This window comes from Legionella sp. (assembly GCF_965140895.1).
GTDB lineage: Bacteria > Pseudomonadota > Gammaproteobacteria > Legionellales > Legionellaceae > Legionella.
The window spans coordinates 84,859-101,908 of the sequence record NZ_CBCSKT010000004.1 but is presented as its reverse complement, the minus strand read 5'-3'; the positions used below and the strand labels follow the sequence as shown (position 1 = coordinate 101,908).

Genomic DNA, 17,050 nt, shown 5'->3' with positions numbered 1-17,050 from the left:
CAATACTACTTGCGCAAAGGAAATATCCTTTAATGAACGCTCAAATATGGGTTCACATACCGTACGAATAGCACTTTCAAATTCATCCACGCGGGTGTCGCGAGCTACCCATCCTGATTCAACGTGCAATTGTGCAACACGTCGGTAATCTCGATTAAAGAAGGCGAGCAAGTTTTCTGCAAGATAGCGTTTGTCGTTATCATTTAGGGTACCCATGATCCCAAAATCGATGCAAATATATTGCGGGTCTTTAGGATGCTCATGAGAGACGAAAATATTACCTGGGTGCATGTCTGCATGGAAAAAACAATCGCGGAACACTTGGGTAAAAAAGATTTCTACACCGCGCTCGGCGAGTTTTTTTACATCCACACCTTGAGCTTTCAGGGTACTTAAATCGGAAACCGGAATGCCGCGAATACGTTCCATAACCAAGACATTATTGCGGGTATAATCCCAATAGATTTCCGGGATATACAAAATGTGGGAACCTTCAAAGTTACGCCGTAATTGTGCCGCATTAGCTGCTTCTCGGGATAAATCGAGTTCATCAAGCAGGGTATGTTCAAATTCTTTAACGATTTCTCGCGGTTTCAAACGTCGGCTTTCTGGCCAATAGCGATCCGCCCACTTGGCGATCGTGTGCATAATGCTTAAATCACTCTCAATTAACCGCCGCATATTCGGTCGTAGCACTTTAACAATGACCTCTTGACCCGTACTTAGGGTTGCAGCATGTACTTGGGCCATGGAGGCTGAGGCTAGCGCTTCCGGATCAAATTGTGCAAAGACATCATAGGGTGATTGGCCGTAAGCTTGTTCAATGATTTGCATGGCTTTTTCACTGGGAAAGGGGGGAACGCTGTCTTGCAGCTTAGTTAGTTCCAGTGCGATTTCCGGGGGTAAAATGTCTGGGCGCGTAGACAAGGCTTGGCCAAATTTAATAAAAATGGGACCTAGCTCTTCCAATGATTTACGCAAGGCCTGGCCATGGGTTAGATGCTCTTTACGAAACCAATTCCATGGATTTAAATAAACGATAAAGCGAAACGGAGCAAAAAGTCTTAGCGAGACCACGACATTATCGAGTCCATTTTTGGCTAAGATGTAATTGATGTGCAGTATACGAAAGAGTTGTTTAATCGATTTCATGGCGACTTATTAAATGATTTACATGGGCTTGTAAGCGTTCTACGCTCAACGACAATTCATCGACTTCCTTATAGAAGTCTTCCAATTCATTTTGGGAAGGCAGAATGCGTAATTCCTCTTGGAGGTATTCCGACATATTCTGACGCATTGATTCATCAATCCGTTTGGTAAAGGATAAGCCTTTACGCATAAAAGAACCAAGCTGATGGGCAACAACATCGCCGGTAAAATGAGCTAAATGACCTTCCCAATCGATATCCATTTCATCAAATAATTTTTTAACTTGCTGTCCCAGCTCCATATTACCGGACATGCGAATTTTATCGTTAAATAGGGAGCGGGCTTTGGAGGCCGGTAAGAGGCTAAGACGAATTAAACCAAGAGGACTGCTATGAATTACCGTATCTGCTTCGTCCTCAGAATGATCTAATAATTCGACAGTACCTTGGTTAAACTGAATAAAAAAACGGACATTTAATGGCGCAATAATCATTTCCAGTGTTTTGCCATTTAATTCCTGTAGTTTGAGGGGCATCTGCTCATCTAATAAGATGGCTGTATTTATTGCTTTTTGTAAGGCTTTTAATGAATATTTTTTTAACATAATCAACTCAATACTTATAAGCAATGTGTAAGGCCACGATTCCACCGCTTAGATTATGATAGGTACAATCTTCAAATCCGGCATCTTCAATCATCTTTTTCAATGTTTGCTGATTAGGGTGCATGCGAATTGATTCTGCAAGATATTGGTAACTCGCTTCATCTTGCGCAAAGAGTTTCCCTATTTTCGGTAAGACATTAAATGAATACCAGTCGTAAACAGGCTTTAAGCCCGGAAAGGTCGGTGTAGAAAACTCTAAAATCATCACCTTTCCACCTGGCTTGCAAACGCGAAACATGGAGCGCAGGGCTTCGTCTTTATCGGTTACGTTGCGCAGGCCAAAACCCATGGTAATGCAATGGAAATTATTGTCTACAAACGGCAGGCATTGAGCATTGGCTTGGACAAAATCGATGTTTTTGTATAGGCCTTCATCAAGTAAGCGATCGCGCCCTACATTGAGCATAGCCGAGTTAATGTCTGCCAAAACAACGCGGCCGGCATCGCCAACTTTTTTGCATAATAAGCGAGTAAGATCACCGCTACCTCCGGCTAAATCGAGCACTACTTGCCCTGGACGCACATGGCTTAATTCTATGGTATAGCGTTTCCATAAATGATGGATGCCTAAGGACATCAGATCATTCATCACGTCGTAGTTCTTCGCTACCGAATGGAAAACTTCAGCGACTTTCTTTTCTTTGTCATCCCAGCCTACCGAGGTATAGCCGAAATGTGTCGTTTTCTTTTGATCGCTCATAAATAGGGTGGGTTTATTAAGAAAGGCTACATGTTAACTGATCTTAAGCAAGATACCCAGTGTTGCCAAGAATAAATTCGTTGTGATTAATTGCTTGTCGGTGTAATTCATCGTCCAGATAGAGCCTGGATTATAAAAAAGAAGTGTTATCAATGAGCTATTTTATTTAAAAAAATCAATGTATTCTTTAGCCATTAAATGGAACGATGGATAGGACTAACAAAGTAGATGGTTAAAAAGCAGTTATTGATGTGTCTCTTATTGAGCTTCTTTACGTATCAAAACGCCCATGCCGGTGCCTGGGTTCGTGGTAAGGGGGAATTTCTTAATATTGCCACGGGACAATATTATCAAAGCACCAACTATTGGACGACTGGAGGTCATTTGCGCTCTAGCCCGATTTACAAAAAAGGCTATGGCAGTGATTATTTTGAATACGGTGTTACGGATAAATTCACCTTTGGCGGATATTTTTCTGGATTGCAAAGCCACACACAAGCTAATGGTACTCAAGGAGGCGGCAGTGATAATTTACTTTTAGGACGATTTTTACTCTGGAAAGGGGATTCGGTTGTTGTATCTACCCAGCTGCTTGTGGATGCTTTAGGGCATGGTGCTCATCTCAATATTCCACCGCAAAATGGTCGTTTAAATACCGGAGAGGCTCTGCTCATCGGTACGGGTGGTTCCTCAAAGAATAAAAAAATGAACTGGTTTTTTGATGCCTCGGTGGGAGTGCTCCAACGCTATGGTCCTGGAGATCAGGCCCAAGTAATTTTTGAGGGGGGCTTAAAGTTCTTCGACGATCGCTTTTGGCTGTTTATTCAAAACTGGAACACCATTGGCTTGGCAACTCCCGAAAAGGGTTCCTATAATTTACTTACGATCGCACCGAGTATTGTGTATTGGCCAACTAAAAAGATTGGTCTGCAGTTGGGGTTAACACAAGACGTTTACGGACAAAATGTAGGTGAGGGTATTGGGCCATTTGCGGCACTCTGGCTTTATCTCTAAGGATAGTATGTGAAACTCGGCGAATACCTTATCAGTCAGGGGCTAATTACTGAAGAAGAATTGCAGCACGCACTAGCAGAACAGAAACTCAAAGGTGGTAAGCTGGGCGATATTCTGCTGGCAACAACACCAATGAAGGCGCAAGATTATTACCGCTCGCTTTCTGCTCATTTCAAACTGCTCTTTGTGCAACTTTTAAAATATCCCATTGATGACAACTTACTGACTGAGGCCGAGAAAGATTTTTATTTAGAGCATGAGGCCATTCCAGTAAGCTATGCCAATAAATGTTATACTGTGGCAACTTCGGATTTAACCGAAGAAAACTTTGTGTCAATTAAAGCACATTGGGGGGCGAACACCACTATTTTAGGGACCTCCAAGTACGATGTGTTGGAAGTTCTGCAAAGACGTTACAAACACGCCTACCTGACAACCGCTATTGAGCAACTGGCCTCAGCCACTTATCACCTTAGCTCGAAACGTACGATTTCCACTTGGCAGCGTCTTTTCCTTTTCTTCGGGCTTATTGTGTTAGTTGCTTGGGCGGCTCAGGAGCCAAAACAGTTTTTTTTGGCATTGAATTGCTTTTTTATGGTGTCGATTGTCGGCATTCTTATCTATAAATTTACCTTATCGTTAATTGCTGCCAGCATTCATTCACATGTGAAGTTGCCCGAAGTGGTTACTGGTGCCGAGGAGGCGTTACCTATTTATACCGTTCTGGTTCCCTTATATAAAGAGAACGAGATCACCTTGCGAAATTTATGTATCAATCTTGAGAAACTGGATTACCCCAAACATAAATTGGATATTAAAATTTTATTGGAACAGGATGATGACGTTACCATTAACGTATTAAAAAGCTTTCAGTTACCGCGGTACATTAATTTTGTTTATGTGCCGGCATCAGAGCCACGAACCAAAGCGAAGGCTTGTAATTATGGGCTGCAATTTGCTCGGGGTAAATATTTGACCTTATATGATGCAGAAGATAGGCCCGATCCGCGACAACTCAAAATTGTATTAAATGAATTTGCCAAGGGAAATGATAAATTGGCCTGTGTGCAGTGCCGCCTAAATTTTTATAATGCCAATGATAATTGGCTCACCACCGTTTTTGCAATTGAATACATTTATTGGTTTGATCTGTTACTTCCTGGTTTAGAATATTTGAGGACACCTATACCTCTCGGTGGCACCAGCAATCATTTTAGAACGGATTTCCTGCGCATAGTGAATGCATGGGATCCCTTTAATGTGGCTGAAGACGCGGATCTGGGCGTGCGCCTGACACGATTGGGATATCATAGCTCGGTCGCTCCATCGACTACTTATGAAGAAGCAACCTGCCATGGCTACAGTTGGATCAAACAAAGAACTCGATGGATTAAAGGATACATGCAAACCTATCTGGTACATATGCATAGGCCATTGCAATTATTTCGCTCGCTGGGCATTCGCGGGTTTATTGGTTTTCATTTGTTCATTGGGGGCACCATCTTAACGAATCTTGCCAATATACTGCTGTGGATAGTTTTTTTCATGAGTTTTTTCAGCGACCTCTCTTTTTTATTCCCAGGAAATACCATGCTTTATGCGCGTATTAATTTCTTCATAGGCGCGGTATTGATGATTATGCTGAATATGTTTGCGGTGATGAAAAAAGACCCTAAAAATGTACGCTTTATTTTATGCGCACTGACCTCTCCACTGTATTGGCTTATGATGTCTATTGCCTCTTACCGGGCTTTATACCAATTGCTGTTTAATCCCAGCCATTGGGAGAAGACAACTCATGGAGTGAGCAAGACATTGAATTAAAACAAAGGGGGGCGGGCTAATCCCCAAAAATTAGGGAGCTGTAAAAATCACAGAATATGGCTGCGGTACGTTGCGACATTAATGGCGAATCTAGTCCCCGGGGATCTGCATAGTAACCATATTGTGGTATGGCCGGAGTATCCTGGATTTTTGTTCGGAGCAAAAACTCCTTTACAAACCGCAGTGAAATCCAGGGGTAATGACGGCTGTGAACTCACTATTATAAAGCAGACAGAGTCGCCAAATAACCCAGCTCATCCGGTGGTAAATTATTTTTTTGCGAACGCCACAAGCACTCAGCCAATTGCTCCATCATTAAATGCTCAACAGCCAATGGATCCGTATATTTTTTCAATAAAAGCTGATAAATCGCATTGATTCCCGTTGGACGATCCGTCGTTATTTGTTCGCGAATCCCCAGATGCAATCCCATATGTAAAAAGGGATTCGTTTCTCCAAGCTCTGGATAATAAGATTGCTGTTGAAACTTATTCTGATTTTCAATGGTTTTATGATATTCAGGATGCGCCAATATGACTTGTACAATTTCATTTTCTAAAGGGGTTAAAGGTTTTTTCTGCTGATACTTTTCCCAACTGTTAAAAAACATTTGTCGGGTTTCTTGAATGGTGTCGCCGTAAAACATGATGATTAATATCGCTATGAAAAGATCGAGTGTAACGGAATAAAATCAGAACAACAATGCTTGCTTGCAGAGGAATATCACAAATAGTTACATTGTTTTTGGTAAATAAGTTGACACTAATCGGTGCTTATGAGATATTCACTCTGCGAGGTTGGACTTGCTATGTGTCATTCCACTGGGTCAATTGGCGACACACTGATTGGCCCTTTCTAATTTAATGTCGTTCTAATAATTCCAAAACCAGATTCATCCCATCAGCACCTAATTTAATTCCAATGGTCACCATCAACAAACCACTAATTAATTCAATTCTTTTCCATACCGCATCGCGTGCTAAAACATCGGAAAAATATCGGGCTGTAAAAGTCAATGAGCTAAACCAGATGAAACTTGAAGTAATTACCCCCATTAAGAAATAGAGCTGTTGGTCAGGATATTCACTGCTGCCGCCACCAATTATGACTAGCGAGTCGATAATTGCATGGGGATTGAGTAAGCTAAAGCCTAATGCCAGGAGGATGATTTGGCTTTTGTTATGTGGTTGCAGCGTATGTTCAGTTGTCCTCTCTTGTTCAATAAAAGCATTTTTTAGCGCTTTCAATGCGTAAAATAGTAAGAACGCACAGCCAAAGAACATCATCCAAACTTGCAGCATCGGACGTATCGCAAGCAACTCATGCAATCCAGTGATGCTGGCGCAGATTAGGATTAAGTCGCAAACAAAACAAATTGTCGCTGAAAGTAGGGCGTGATTTTTACGAACACCTTGTTTGATTAGAAAAACGTTCTGTGGACCCAAGGCAATGATTAGAGATAAGCCCAAAAGCAGGCCATTTAGATAAACAAACATAGTAAAACAAATTAAATAAACTAAGAAGATCGCGATTATAACATTGCAACTTATCCGTTGTAGAGTATAAAATGCATCGGTTATTCTATCTCCTTATGAGAAGCGTGCAAAATAAGAACAAATAGGAGGGAGCGTGGGCTCTTTGTTACTAAGAAAGCTAACTATTGCTGCAACCGCAGCAGTGTTAGGCATGATGGGGCAATTATTACAAGCTGAAACTGCACCTGCGACTACTTCGCAGAAGTTATCGGTTATTGATGGTTATTACCCTGCTTATCCACCTACTGCCCCAGCTGAAGGTGCGCAACAAGAATTAATTAAGAAAGGGGAATATCTTTCTAAAATGGGCGACTGTATTTCTTGCCATACTGATGTGCACGCAGGGACTCCTGCATACGCCGGTGGCTTGCCTATAGAAACCCCTTTTGGAACGTTCTATAGTCCTAACATCACCCCAGATAAAGAAACGGGTATCGGTAAGTGGACCGAACAGGATTTTATTCGTGCGTTGAAAGACGGACATAACCCTGATGGTGATAATTTCTTCCCTGTATTCCCATACTACTATTTTTCTTTAGTTACTGAGGAAGATGCTCGTGCATTGTATGCATATTTCATGAACATACCTGCAGTGAGTCAAAAAAATAAGTCATTACCATTTCCTTTTAATGTTCCCGGTGCTCGTCTTAGTTTGTGGGGATGGAACTTATTGTTCTTCTATCCTGAAACTCGTGAGTTTGACTACGATAAAACTCAGTCTTCTGAATGGAACCGAGGTAGATACATTGTTGATGGCCTAGGCCACTGCAGCATGTGTCATACACCATTGAATCCATTCGGTGCCCCTAAGAATAAATATTATTTAACTGGTGCATTCATTGATGGTTTCTGGGCTCCTAATATTACTAAATTCGGTTTGGAATCAGCCAGCCATGAAGAAGTGGTTGATGTATTCAAAAAGAATCAGTTAATTAACAATGCTGGCCCAGTTGCAGGCCCGATGGCTGAAGTCAATCATAACAGTATGATGTATCTGACTGATGCTGATTTAATGGCGGTTGCGACCTACCTTAAAACCGTAGACACGAAAGACCCCTTAGGTGTACCACCCTCTAACGCTGCTCCAACCCTGGATCGCGGTAAGAAAGTGTATTTCACCGCCTGCGTGATTTGTCACCAGAATGGAGAAATGAGCGCGCCGCTTCTCGGTGATGCTGTGAACTGGTATTCACGCTTGAAGCTCAGTGGCTTAACAGGCTTGTATCGTCGTGCAATTCATGGATATAACTCCATGCCAGTTAAAGGTGCTTGCGTTACCTGTTCGGATAATGATGTTATTTCTGCAGTGGATTATATTCTTAATGAATCACTGACCCGTGCCGAATTAGCTGATCTCAAATCTGGGGGCGCTGCGAAATATCCTGCTAATGGTAAGGATATTTACAATGAAAACTGCGCTACTTGCCATAACGAAGGCAAGGATGGAGCTCCTAAAATTGGCGATAAAGAAGCGTGGAAGCCATTGATTGCTAAAAATATGGACGTATTGATTGGAAATACCGTGAATGGGAAAAATCATCCTAAAAATGGTGGTTGCAAACAATGTTCTGGTGGTGAAGTAATCGAAGCCATTAAGTACATGATCAGTAAATCTAAAACTGAAGGTAATTATTCATTGTGGTAGACGTGAAGCCTTAAAAGGGGCTTACTGACGACCTGGCTTGGCATCCAGGCTAGGTCATAAGTTGACGCCATTAACTTAATCGCAGTAAGTACTTACCGAAGTAGGTATTAAATCGCCAGGCTTGCTTGGCTTCTTGATAAGATGAGGAATTGGGATGTTAAACAGGTTACCTATCTGTAGATTAATAGCAATGCTTGCGGCATTGATAGTTGGTCAGCCAGTTTTTGCCGCCGATGCTGCAAACAATTGGCAGTTAAATATGAGTCAGGGTGTGACCCCTATTAGTCGGGATGTTTACAACCTGCATATGGTGTGTATGGCGGTTTGTGCCATTATCGGGGTTGTGGTCTTTGGTGTGATGATCTATTCCTTAATTCATCACCGAAAATCCAAGGGTTATAAGGCTGCTTCATTCCATGATAATCCACGATTAGAGCTTATTTGGTCGATTATTCCTTTTCTAATTCTTGTAGGATTAGCGGTTCCCGCTACTCAAGTTTTAATTCGTATGGATGACACCAAACAATCAGAACTCACCGTGAAAATTGTTGGTTATCAATGGCGCTGGCAATATGAGTATTTAGATCAAGGCATTAGTTACTTCAGTACCTTATCTACTCCTTTATCGCAAATCCAGAACAAACAAGCTAAAAGTGAGTGGTATCTTTTAGAAGTAGATAAACCCTTAGTTGTGCCTGTAAATAAAAAAATTCGTTTCTTGGTTACCTCAAATGATGTAATCCATTCCTGGTGGGTTCCTGAATTGGGAATTAAACGCGATGCAATCCCTGGATTTATGTATGAAGCATGGGCAACCATTGAAAAGCCAGGTGTGTATCGTGGTCAATGTGCGGAGCTTTGCGGTATTAACCATGGCTTTATGCCAATTGTTGTTGACGCTGTAAGTCAAGCAGACTTTGATAAGTGGGTTGCTGCGCAAACCTTAAAGCAAGACAAGTACGCAAGCGCAGAGGCGCAACCAACTGCTCAAAAAACAATGCAACGTAATGAACTCATGACTTTAGGAAAACATAAGTACGACCAGCTATGCGCTGCCTGCCATCGTGAAGATGGAAAAGGCCTACCGCCAATGTATCCAGCACTTAAAGGCAGTTCAGTTGCAGTAGGTAATCCTATTTCGCGTCACATTGATATTATCTTAAATGGTATACCAGGTTCTGCAATGCAAGCCTATAAAGATCAATTAAGTGATGATGAAGTTGCGGCGATAGCAACCTACGAGCGTAATGCTTGGGCTAATAACACAAACGATCTTATCCAACCTGCAGATGTGGCTGCAGAGCGGCAGAATGCGAATAAACAACCAACCATGGTGAATAAAGTTAACGCTGGAGGTTTAAAATGAGTTATACAATAGCGCATGACAATGATCATCACGATGATCATGGCCCTGAGCAGGGTAAAGGTGTTTTGGGATTTATAAAGCGCTGGCTTTTTACAACCAACCATAAAGATATTGGTACTCTTTATCTGTGGTTAGCTTTATTCAGCTTTTTTGCTGCCGGAGCTATGGCTTTAATCATTCGTGCGGAGCTATTTCAGCCTGGCCACCGTTTTGTTGATCCAAACTTCTTTAACCAAATGACGACCTTACATGGGTTAGTCATGTTATTTGGTGTGGTGATGCCGGCATTTACCGGAATGGCAAACTGGCAAATCCCGATGATGATTGGTGCGCCAGATATGGCTTTACCACGCTTGAACAACTGGAGCTTCTGGATTTTACCTTTTGCGTTTGCCTTGTTGTTTTCTACCATGTTTCATAGCGGCGGTGGACCTAACTTCGGTTGGACCATGTATGCACCTTTATCCACTAAATATGCTCCACCAAGCACCGACTTTATGATTTTCTCCATTCATATGATGGGTCTATCATCGATTATGGGTTCGATTAATATTATTGCAACCATCTTAAACTTACGTGCTCCAGGCATGACAATGATGAAAATGCCCATGTTCGCATGGACTTGGTTGATAACCGCATTCTTATTAATCGCGATTATGCCTGTATTGGCAGGTGCGGTAACCATGATGTTGGCGGATCGTCACTTCGGTACCAGCTTCTTTGAGGCAGCCGGAGGAGGGGATCCTATCTTATTCCAGCACGTTTTCTGGTTCTTTGGACATCCTGAAGTCTATGTATTGATTTTACCTGCTTTTGGCGTTATTTCTGAAATTATTCCTACCTTCAGTCGTAAGCCATTATTTGGTTACCATTTCATGGTTTATGCGACTGTAAGTATTGCCATACTGTCGTTTATTGTTTGGGCGCACCATATGTTTACCTCCGGTATTCCATTGGGGGCAGAACTATTTTTCATGTATACCACTATGTTAATTGCGGTACCGACTGGTATTAAAGTATTTAACTGGGTAAGTACCATGTTTAAAGGGGCGATGACTTTTGAAACGCCAATGTTGTTTGCCTTAGCATTTGTGTTCTTGTTCACCGTTGGTGGATTTACTGGCTTAATGTTGGCATTAGTGCCTGCGGATTACCAATATCAGGACAGCTATTTCGTTGTTGCGCATTTCCACTACGTACTTGTACCTGGGGCTGTCTTTTCTCTGGTTGCCGCAACTTATTATTGGTTGCCGAAGTGGACTGGTCATATGTACAACGAGTGTCTTGGTAAATGGCACTTCTGGTTGTCAGTAATTTCAGTTAACTTGGCATTCTTCCCGATGCACTTCTTAGGTTTAGCGGGTATGCCACGTCGAATTCCTGACTATGCACTACAGTTCACCAACTTTAATATGATGGCAACTGTTGGCGCCTTTATTTTTGGATTTTCGCAATTACTGTTTTTATACAACATTATTGCAACAGTAAGAAAGAAAGGCACTAAGAAGGATCTGGCGACTTCTCAAGTTTGGGAAGGAGCACAAGGCTTAGAGTGGACCTTACCTTCACCGCCACCATACCATACATTTACAACTCCGCCTCAGTTGAATGTATAGTTTTTTAGAGTAAATGTTGCATGAGTAATGAACGTAATCACCGTAAGTTACTGATGATTTTAACCGGTGTTGTATTAGGCATGTTTGCGTTTGGTTTTGCGCTGGTGCCTATATACAACAGCCTATGCCAGACCCTAGGGATCAATGGCAAAATCAAATCAGAAGCAGTAGCTTATGATGCGGCAACGGCTAAAATTTCTAAAGATCGAGAAGTTTTAGTTGAGTTCGTCGCAACTAATAATAGTGCCGTTCCTTGGGCCTTTTATCCCAAGACACGGAAAATAAAAGTGCATCCAGGGGAAATTGCCAGGCTGGATTTTTATGCGGAAAACAAAACGGATCATCCAATGACCGTGCAGGCAATACCGAGTGTAACACCGGGGATTGCGGCGAAATATTTGAAAAAAACCGAGTGTTTTTGCTTTGCTAGACAGACTTTGAATGGACATGAGGCAATGAATATGCCTTTGTTATTTCACTTGGATATAGATTTACCCGAAAAGATAAATACGGTGACGTTGTCATATACTTTATTTGATGTGACTGATAGAGAATAAGTATTCACGGGAATAAAAATAAAAAATGGCCGTTAGTGCGGACGAAGTGAAGCCCCCCAGTACCGACTGTTAATGATGCATCAGTTCTGGGGAGGGGGCACTAAGGCTTGCAATGACGAACTAAGCAGTGTTGTACTATTGAAATGCACACCAGTTATAACAAATTATTGATACAGGAGACGTAGATAGAATGGGAGCACACGGTACTTATTATGTCCCCAAGCCCAGTCACTGGCCTTTGGTTGGATCATGCGGATTAACCACCTTTTTGGTGGGTGCAGCGTCTTGGCTTCATCATGACTGGTATGGACCATACATCTTTACCTTAGGGCTGGCACTTATTGTCAGTATGCTGTTTGGTTGGTTTGGTCAAGTTATTTATGAAAATAACAAAGGTGTTTATGACCTGCAGGTTGATAAATCCTATCGTTGGGGTATGTGCTGGTTTATTTTCTCGGAAGTGTGTTTTTTCGGGGCATTTTTTGGTGCCTTATTTTACGCGCGTATGTGGATTGTTCCACTACTTGGCGGGGAAATACATCCCATCACTAATTATACCATATGGCCTGATTTCTCAGCGGCTTGGCCATTGTTGAATAACCCGGATAATCAAGTATTTACCGGTGCTCATGAAGCAATGGGGGCATGGGGTTTAGCAGCAATTAACACGCTGATTCTTTTAACCTCGGGTGTCACTATTACTTGGGCGCATTGGGCTTTAAAACTAAACAAACGTAAGCAATTATTATGGGGCATGTGCTTAACGATCGCCCTAGGTGTTCTATTCTTGACCTTTCAGGCATATGAGTATTATGAAGCCTATACGCACTTGAATCTAACGTTAGCCTCAGGTATTTATGGAACCACGTTCTTTATGCTAACGGGTTTCCATGGTCTGCACGTGACTTTGGGTACCATCATGCTGATCGTAATTACTGTACGTTGCAAACGCGGTCATTTTACGCCAGAACGCCACTTCGCATTCGAAGGCGTGGCTTGGTACTGGCACTTTGTTGACGTAGTTTGGTTATTCCTTTTTATCTTTGTTTATTGGTTGTAAATGGTTGATATTTGGTGCTCATAAAACCTAATTGTTTTTTATGAGCACACATACTAAACTCCCATCATTAAATACTCCGTCATGCTGATACTAAAACCACCAAGGCTAAGTGGCAGTAAGCTTTTCAGCCAGCTAATGGGATTGGTTTGTTTCTCATCTATTCATTGATTACTGTTCTTACGCATTTAAAGACTATAAAGCTTAACTTTAACCTGTTTTAAAGGATTAATGAATCAAGACGGGGAATTTACTCTACAAGCGTGTATTAATTAATAGACCAGGCTGGAATTGAATCTCTTCAATGTTCATTTGATAAATGAAATGGAGTTTAGCATGGGTAATTCCTTGAATACGTGCATGTCCACGGAAATATTTGCCCTGAAATGAAACCAGAGTTTTTTTCTCAAAATAATGGCTGCATTTTAACTCTAATTCACGATCAGACAGGCTGAGCATTTGCCCCATATAATCTTCCTGATTCAATTTTATCACTATAAAAACGGGATCTACAGGCTGAATCAACACATCAATCTCCATGATTTTGTGTGAAACAAAATGATCACAACTTATATGTATAGTCTAGTTCAAATAAGGGGTGTATGGATTTTTTCTTGCCAAATTTATTGGATTTTAATTAGTTCCTTCGAAGTTTTTTATGAAATCAAGTTGAGCTTATAAATATCTTTATGTATAATCAAAGAACAAAATTGTTCAGTTACAGTTTGCCCATAGACGCTTCACTGCATAGTGATAGCTAATAGAGAATTACACTATGAAAACAGCCAGCGAAGTCATAAAGGAACAATTCAACAAGTTAAACCAGCAATTTAAGTATTTCAAAAAAAATAGCAAGCACACTGGAGATTGTGAGCAGCAATTTATAGAGCTAGTTAACCTCTATGATAAGCAAGATGGGCAAAGCTTATGAGCAAGCATATAAATTGCTTGTACTCTTTGGTAGGAACGATTTAAAAACCTCTATGGATGCTCTTACACGCTATGTTAAAAATTTTAATTTTAAAGATAAAAAAAATAACTTAGATGAACTCGTGGATTTTAGCTTGCCAGTTTGTGCCGATAACTTACATTTGCCTACCTGGCGGGTGAGCATCATGGTGAACGGACCACAGGCGACAAAATTATTTGAGTATGCCACCGCGATTCAAAATATGCTAGGGTACACACCGAAAACCTTTGAAGAAATAAAAAAAGCAGTGGCGCAAATAAAATATGCGCGGTTTAAAGAGAATCCTGAACTTGCTGAACTATGGCAACAGTACGAGCTTCCAGAAGATGGTTTTAATAGGGCACTGGAATATAAACCTAATCCTATAGATATTATTCCTGATGCCTCGATTAGAGGCACGGGTGATGATGAGCGCTATCATTTGGTAAAACTACCTTCTAATGATCTTAACGCTTATGTGCTGGGTAAAATAGTACATTGTTGCCAATATGTAGGGGCGGAGGATGTTATGCGAGCAGTGAACAATTTATATCAATACACTATTCTCGACAAATGCGAACAAGTTATCAGAGGGTGTTCTAAACACACGTATTCTTGGGTAAGTGGTGCATTAATTAAATTACATGAAAATGGTTTATTAGATACCTATCTTCCCTTTCTTGAGCAATATCCAGATAAAGCGAATCTTGCTGAAGTGTGCTATGCGCTCGTTAATTTACATCACGTCCCTGAAAAAACGATTTTAAGTGGGGATTTGCACGCGTTTAATAATATAGATTTGATTAAGCAGCTCCTTAAGTCTTTACAGAATAACACTGTTCCTGTGGATGAGCAAATCACTATCCAGAAACAGCCTGAAGATGTATCTATGGAACCATCAACGTTTAGCCTACGCCAGTTTTTGGCAAACCTTTGGCAAGGTCTTAAGAATACGGTTAATCGCTTAATTCGTTTCGTTACCTCTCTTTTTACGTATAGTACCGATGAGCGAGTTCAAACCGATATGGGCCATCGTTTTGTTGATGAAACGAGGGATCCGATAACTGAGGATAGTTACTCGCGAATGGCGAACAACATTACATTGAATAGCGACGACTCCGCGGCAATAGCTCAATCAGCAAATAATAGTGCGACTAATAGAACCACAGTGGAGCCACCGGTACCTGACAGGAATGAGACTCGTACCGCAGTACGAGAGGAGCATGAAGAAGAACCTATAAGTATTCGGTCTTTTTTATAAGAAAAGGGGTTGTACGTCATCCTGGGGATGACGTGTTTTCTGGTCACGGAGCTAGCCTAATAACTGCTCCATAATTTTCTGCAAATCGTGCACGCCATCATATTGAATAACCAGCGAGCCCTTTCCTGATTTTCCAGGTTTTAACTTGATCGATGTTTGCAATTGTCGCGCTAAATTATTGACTTGTTCCTGATAATGAAAGGCGATTGGCTCATTACTTGATGTGCTTTCTGTTGCTGCTTTGCCTGCTTTAATCCGTTCTACTAATTTTTCGGTTTCACGGACAGATAGATTTTTCGCTACAATTAGCTGTGCCACTTGATTTTGCTGCTCTTCTTCAAGCATGAGCAGGGCACGTGCGTGCCCCATATCGATGTCACCATGCTCCAGTAGTTTTTTTACAGCCGTTGACAAGGCTAATAGGCGTAAATAATTGCTTACTGCCGTACGTGATTTACACAGCAGATCGGCAACTTGTTGATGAGTCAGTGAAAATTCATCAGTAAGACGGTGCATCGCGCGTGCTTGATCCATCGCATTCAAATCTTCGCGCTGTAAATTTTCAACCAAGGCAATAGCCATAGCGGTCTCATCATCAACTTGCTTTAAAACAACAGGAACCTCCGTTAATCCTGCAAGCTGACTTGCACGCCAACGACGCTCACCTGCAATGATTTCATAGTGGCCATCGCTGAGTTCACGTACGATCAGAGGTTGTAAAAGACCTTGTTTTTTAATCGATTCAGCTAATTCAGTTAAAGCAGCTTCTTCCATTTCACCACGAGGTTGATATTTTCCTGGTTGCAAGCAATCTACTGCTAGCTTAAGGCCATCAACTGGTGGTTTTTCATTTAAAAGGCTGCCATTGGGTTGGCTTAGCAAGGCGGATAGATTACGCCCTAAACCACTACGTTTTACTGTCATAAATTACCCCAATTATCCCGTTACGGTCTGTTTATTAATCAACTCAGAAGCAAGTACCATATAGGCCGCGGCTCCTGGTGATGTTTTGTCGTAGTGTAACGCTGGCATGCCGTGACTGGGTGCTTCTGCCAGTCGCACATTGCGCGGGACTACGGTTCGATAGATTTTGGTGGGAAAATGTTCTATTAGTTGTTTGGATACGTCGGAACACAGGCGATTACGCGCATCATACATGGTTCGAAGTACTCCCTCGAGATGCAGACGCGGATTCACCGAGGCTTTAACTTGTTCAATGGTCGATAAAAGTGCCGCTAAACCTTCTAATGCATAGTATTCGCATTGCATGGGGATGAGTACTGAATCTGCTGCAACGAAGGCATTAATGGTTAATGTATTCAATGCAGGAGGGCAGTCAATGAGTATATAATCATAACTGCTTTGTAAGGGTTGTAAGGCTTTATAGAGAAAAGTCTCGCGATGATTACGCTCCATGAGGCTGACCTCAGCAACGGTTAAATCATCATTACCTGGGATCAAATCATAGCCGCATGCGGTTGTCAGGCAGGCTTGTTCGGCCAGACAGTCATGCAGCAAGACGTCATTAGTGGTATGAACCAATTGGTTTTTATCAACACCACTGCCCATGGTAGCATTTCCTTGTGGATCTAAATCGATCAACAAAACCTGTTGACGATTTGCCGCCAGGGAGGCAGATAAATTAATGGCAGTAGTAGTTTTGCCTACACCACCTTTTTGATTGGCAATGGCTATGACTTTCGCCATGAT

General features: G+C 41.7%; 17 protein-coding genes. 9 read left to right on the top strand and 8 right to left on the bottom strand.

From position 1 onward, the window contains the following. The 3 genes from ACQY7T_RS00890 to ubiE all read right to left on the bottom strand — a co-directional run. Positions 1-1,152 (bottom strand): AarF/UbiB family protein (locus ACQY7T_RS00890; protein WP_428410855.1); only part of this gene is annotated, 1,152 nt, incomplete at its 3' end. Next, positions 1,139-1,756, bottom strand: a complete 618-nt coding sequence (locus ACQY7T_RS00885; protein WP_428410854.1) for a ubiquinone biosynthesis accessory factor UbiJ — start codon at positions 1,754-1,756, stop codon at positions 1,139-1,141. The genes ACQY7T_RS00890 and ACQY7T_RS00885, both read right to left, overlap by 14 nt. Before the next feature lie 7 nt (positions 1,757-1,763). Beyond that, a complete protein-coding gene (ubiE, locus tag ACQY7T_RS00880) occupies positions 1,764-2,516 on the bottom strand; it encodes a bifunctional demethylmenaquinone methyltransferase/2-methoxy-6-polyprenyl-1,4-benzoquinol methylase UbiE (protein ID WP_428410853.1) in 753 nt (250 codons plus the stop codon). A gap of 249 nt (positions 2,517-2,765) precedes the next feature. On the opposite strand from ubiE, the gene ACQY7T_RS00875 reads away from it, so the two are divergent. Beyond that, positions 2,766-3,530 carry a hypothetical protein gene (locus tag ACQY7T_RS00875; protein ID WP_428410852.1) on the top strand — a complete coding sequence of 255 codons (765 nt, stop codon included), beginning with the start codon at positions 2,766-2,768 and terminating at the stop codon, positions 3,528-3,530. Between the two features lie 9 nt (positions 3,531-3,539). After that, positions 3,540-5,354, top strand: coding sequence for a glycosyltransferase family 2 protein (locus ACQY7T_RS00870; protein WP_428410851.1), 1,815 nt, complete (start codon positions 3,540-3,542; stop codon positions 5,352-5,354). 220 nt (positions 5,355-5,574) lie between these two features. On the opposite strand, the gene ACQY7T_RS00865 is transcribed toward ACQY7T_RS00870, so the two are convergent. Continuing rightward, positions 5,575-6,000, bottom strand: a complete 426-nt coding sequence (locus ACQY7T_RS00865; protein WP_428410850.1) for a DUF1841 family protein — start codon at positions 5,998-6,000, stop codon at positions 5,575-5,577. Between the two features lie 214 nt (positions 6,001-6,214). Next, entirely contained in the window at positions 6,215-6,850 is a 636-nt protein-coding gene (locus ACQY7T_RS00860) for a LysE/ArgO family amino acid transporter (RefSeq protein WP_428410849.1), read from the bottom strand. Positions 6,851-6,983: 133 nt separating this feature from the next. On the opposite strand from ACQY7T_RS00860, the gene ACQY7T_RS00855 reads away from it, so the two are divergent. The 5 genes from ACQY7T_RS00855 to ACQY7T_RS00835 all read left to right on the top strand — a co-directional run bounded on the left by ACQY7T_RS00855 (position 6,984) and on the right by ACQY7T_RS00835 (position 13,133). Continuing rightward, positions 6,984-8,534: a c-type cytochrome gene (locus tag ACQY7T_RS00855; protein WP_428410848.1), complete on the top strand. Its 1,551-nt coding sequence runs from the start codon at positions 6,984-6,986 to the stop codon at positions 8,532-8,534. Positions 8,535-8,688: 154 nt separating this feature from the next. Further along, on the top strand, positions 8,689-9,900 hold the full coding sequence (gene coxB / locus ACQY7T_RS00850) for a cytochrome c oxidase subunit II (RefSeq protein ID WP_428410847.1): 1,212 nt from the start codon (positions 8,689-8,691) through the stop codon (positions 9,898-9,900). Continuing rightward, positions 9,897-11,516 carry a cytochrome c oxidase subunit I gene (gene ctaD, locus ACQY7T_RS00845; protein ID WP_428410846.1) on the top strand — a complete coding sequence of 540 codons (1,620 nt, stop codon included), beginning with the start codon at positions 9,897-9,899 and terminating at the stop codon, positions 11,514-11,516. The genes coxB and ctaD overlap by 4 nt, the downstream gene beginning before the upstream one ends. A gap of 20 nt (positions 11,517-11,536) precedes the next feature. Further along, positions 11,537-12,073: a cytochrome c oxidase assembly protein gene (locus ACQY7T_RS00840; RefSeq protein ID WP_347572576.1), complete on the top strand. Its 537-nt coding sequence runs from the start codon at positions 11,537-11,539 to the stop codon at positions 12,071-12,073. 190 nt (positions 12,074-12,263) lie between these two features. After that, on the top strand, positions 12,264-13,133 hold the full coding sequence (locus ACQY7T_RS00835) for a cytochrome c oxidase subunit 3 (protein ID WP_428410845.1): 870 nt from the start codon (positions 12,264-12,266) through the stop codon (positions 13,131-13,133). Between the two features lie 252 nt (positions 13,134-13,385). On the opposite strand, the gene ACQY7T_RS00830 is transcribed toward ACQY7T_RS00835, so the two are convergent. Continuing rightward, entirely contained in the window at positions 13,386-13,658 is a 273-nt protein-coding gene (locus ACQY7T_RS00830) for a hypothetical protein (protein WP_428410844.1), read from the bottom strand. 247 nt (positions 13,659-13,905) lie between these two features. Here ACQY7T_RS00830 and ACQY7T_RS00825 point away from each other — a divergent pair, with 247 nt between their 5' ends. Both ACQY7T_RS00825 and ACQY7T_RS00820 read left to right on the top strand, forming a co-directional pair. After that, entirely contained in the window at positions 13,906-14,061 is a 156-nt protein-coding gene (locus ACQY7T_RS00825) for a hypothetical protein (RefSeq protein WP_428410843.1), read from the top strand. Beyond that, entirely contained in the window at positions 14,045-15,340 is a 1,296-nt protein-coding gene (locus tag ACQY7T_RS00820; protein ID WP_428410842.1) for a hypothetical protein, read from the top strand. Before ACQY7T_RS00825 ends, ACQY7T_RS00820 begins: the two co-directional genes overlap by 17 nt. A gap of 51 nt (positions 15,341-15,391) precedes the next feature. Here ACQY7T_RS00820 and ACQY7T_RS00815 read toward each other — a convergent pair whose 3' ends face one another. Both ACQY7T_RS00815 and ACQY7T_RS00810 read right to left on the bottom strand, forming a co-directional pair. Then, entirely contained in the window at positions 15,392-16,264 is an 873-nt protein-coding gene (locus ACQY7T_RS00815) for a ParB/RepB/Spo0J family partition protein (protein WP_428410841.1), read from the bottom strand. A 12-nt stretch (positions 16,265-16,276) separates the two neighbouring features. Then, complete coding sequence (locus tag ACQY7T_RS00810; RefSeq protein ID WP_428410840.1) at positions 16,277-17,047, bottom strand: ParA family protein; 771 nt, start codon at positions 17,045-17,047, stop codon at positions 16,277-16,279. Between the last annotated feature and the right edge of the window lie 3 nt (positions 17,048-17,050).

Coding starts and splice junctions, on each gene's coding strand:
- ACQY7T_RS00810 (WP_428410840.1), bottom strand. CDS start 17,047: ATGGCGAAAGTCATAGCCATTGCCAATCAAAAAGGTGGTGTAGGCAAA.
- ACQY7T_RS00815 (WP_428410841.1), bottom strand. CDS start 16,264: ATGACAGTAAAACGTAGTGGTTTAGGGCGTAATCTATCCGCCTTGCTA.
- ACQY7T_RS00885 (WP_428410854.1), bottom strand. CDS start 1,756: ATGTTAAAAAAATATTCATTAAAAGCCTTACAAAAAGCAATAAATACA.
- ACQY7T_RS00820 (WP_428410842.1), top strand. CDS start 14,045: ATGGGCAAAGCTTATGAGCAAGCATATAAATTGCTTGTACTCTTTGGT.
- ctaD (WP_428410846.1), top strand. CDS start 9,897: ATGAGTTATACAATAGCGCATGACAATGATCATCACGATGATCATGGC.
- ACQY7T_RS00840 (WP_347572576.1), top strand. CDS start 11,537: ATGAGTAATGAACGTAATCACCGTAAGTTACTGATGATTTTAACCGGT.
- coxB (WP_428410847.1), top strand. CDS start 8,689: ATGTTAAACAGGTTACCTATCTGTAGATTAATAGCAATGCTTGCGGCA.
- ubiE (WP_428410853.1), bottom strand. CDS start 2,516: ATGAGCGATCAAAAGAAAACGACACATTTCGGCTATACCTCGGTAGGC.
- ACQY7T_RS00860 (WP_428410849.1), bottom strand. CDS start 6,850: ATGTTTGTTTATCTAAATGGCCTGCTTTTGGGCTTATCTCTAATCATT.
- ACQY7T_RS00865 (WP_428410850.1), bottom strand. CDS start 6,000: ATGTTTTACGGCGACACCATTCAAGAAACCCGACAAATGTTTTTTAAC.
- ACQY7T_RS00835 (WP_428410845.1), top strand. CDS start 12,264: ATGGGAGCACACGGTACTTATTATGTCCCCAAGCCCAGTCACTGGCCT.
- ACQY7T_RS00825 (WP_428410843.1), top strand. CDS start 13,906: ATGAAAACAGCCAGCGAAGTCATAAAGGAACAATTCAACAAGTTAAAC.
- ACQY7T_RS00875 (WP_428410852.1), top strand. CDS start 2,766: ATGTGTCTCTTATTGAGCTTCTTTACGTATCAAAACGCCCATGCCGGT.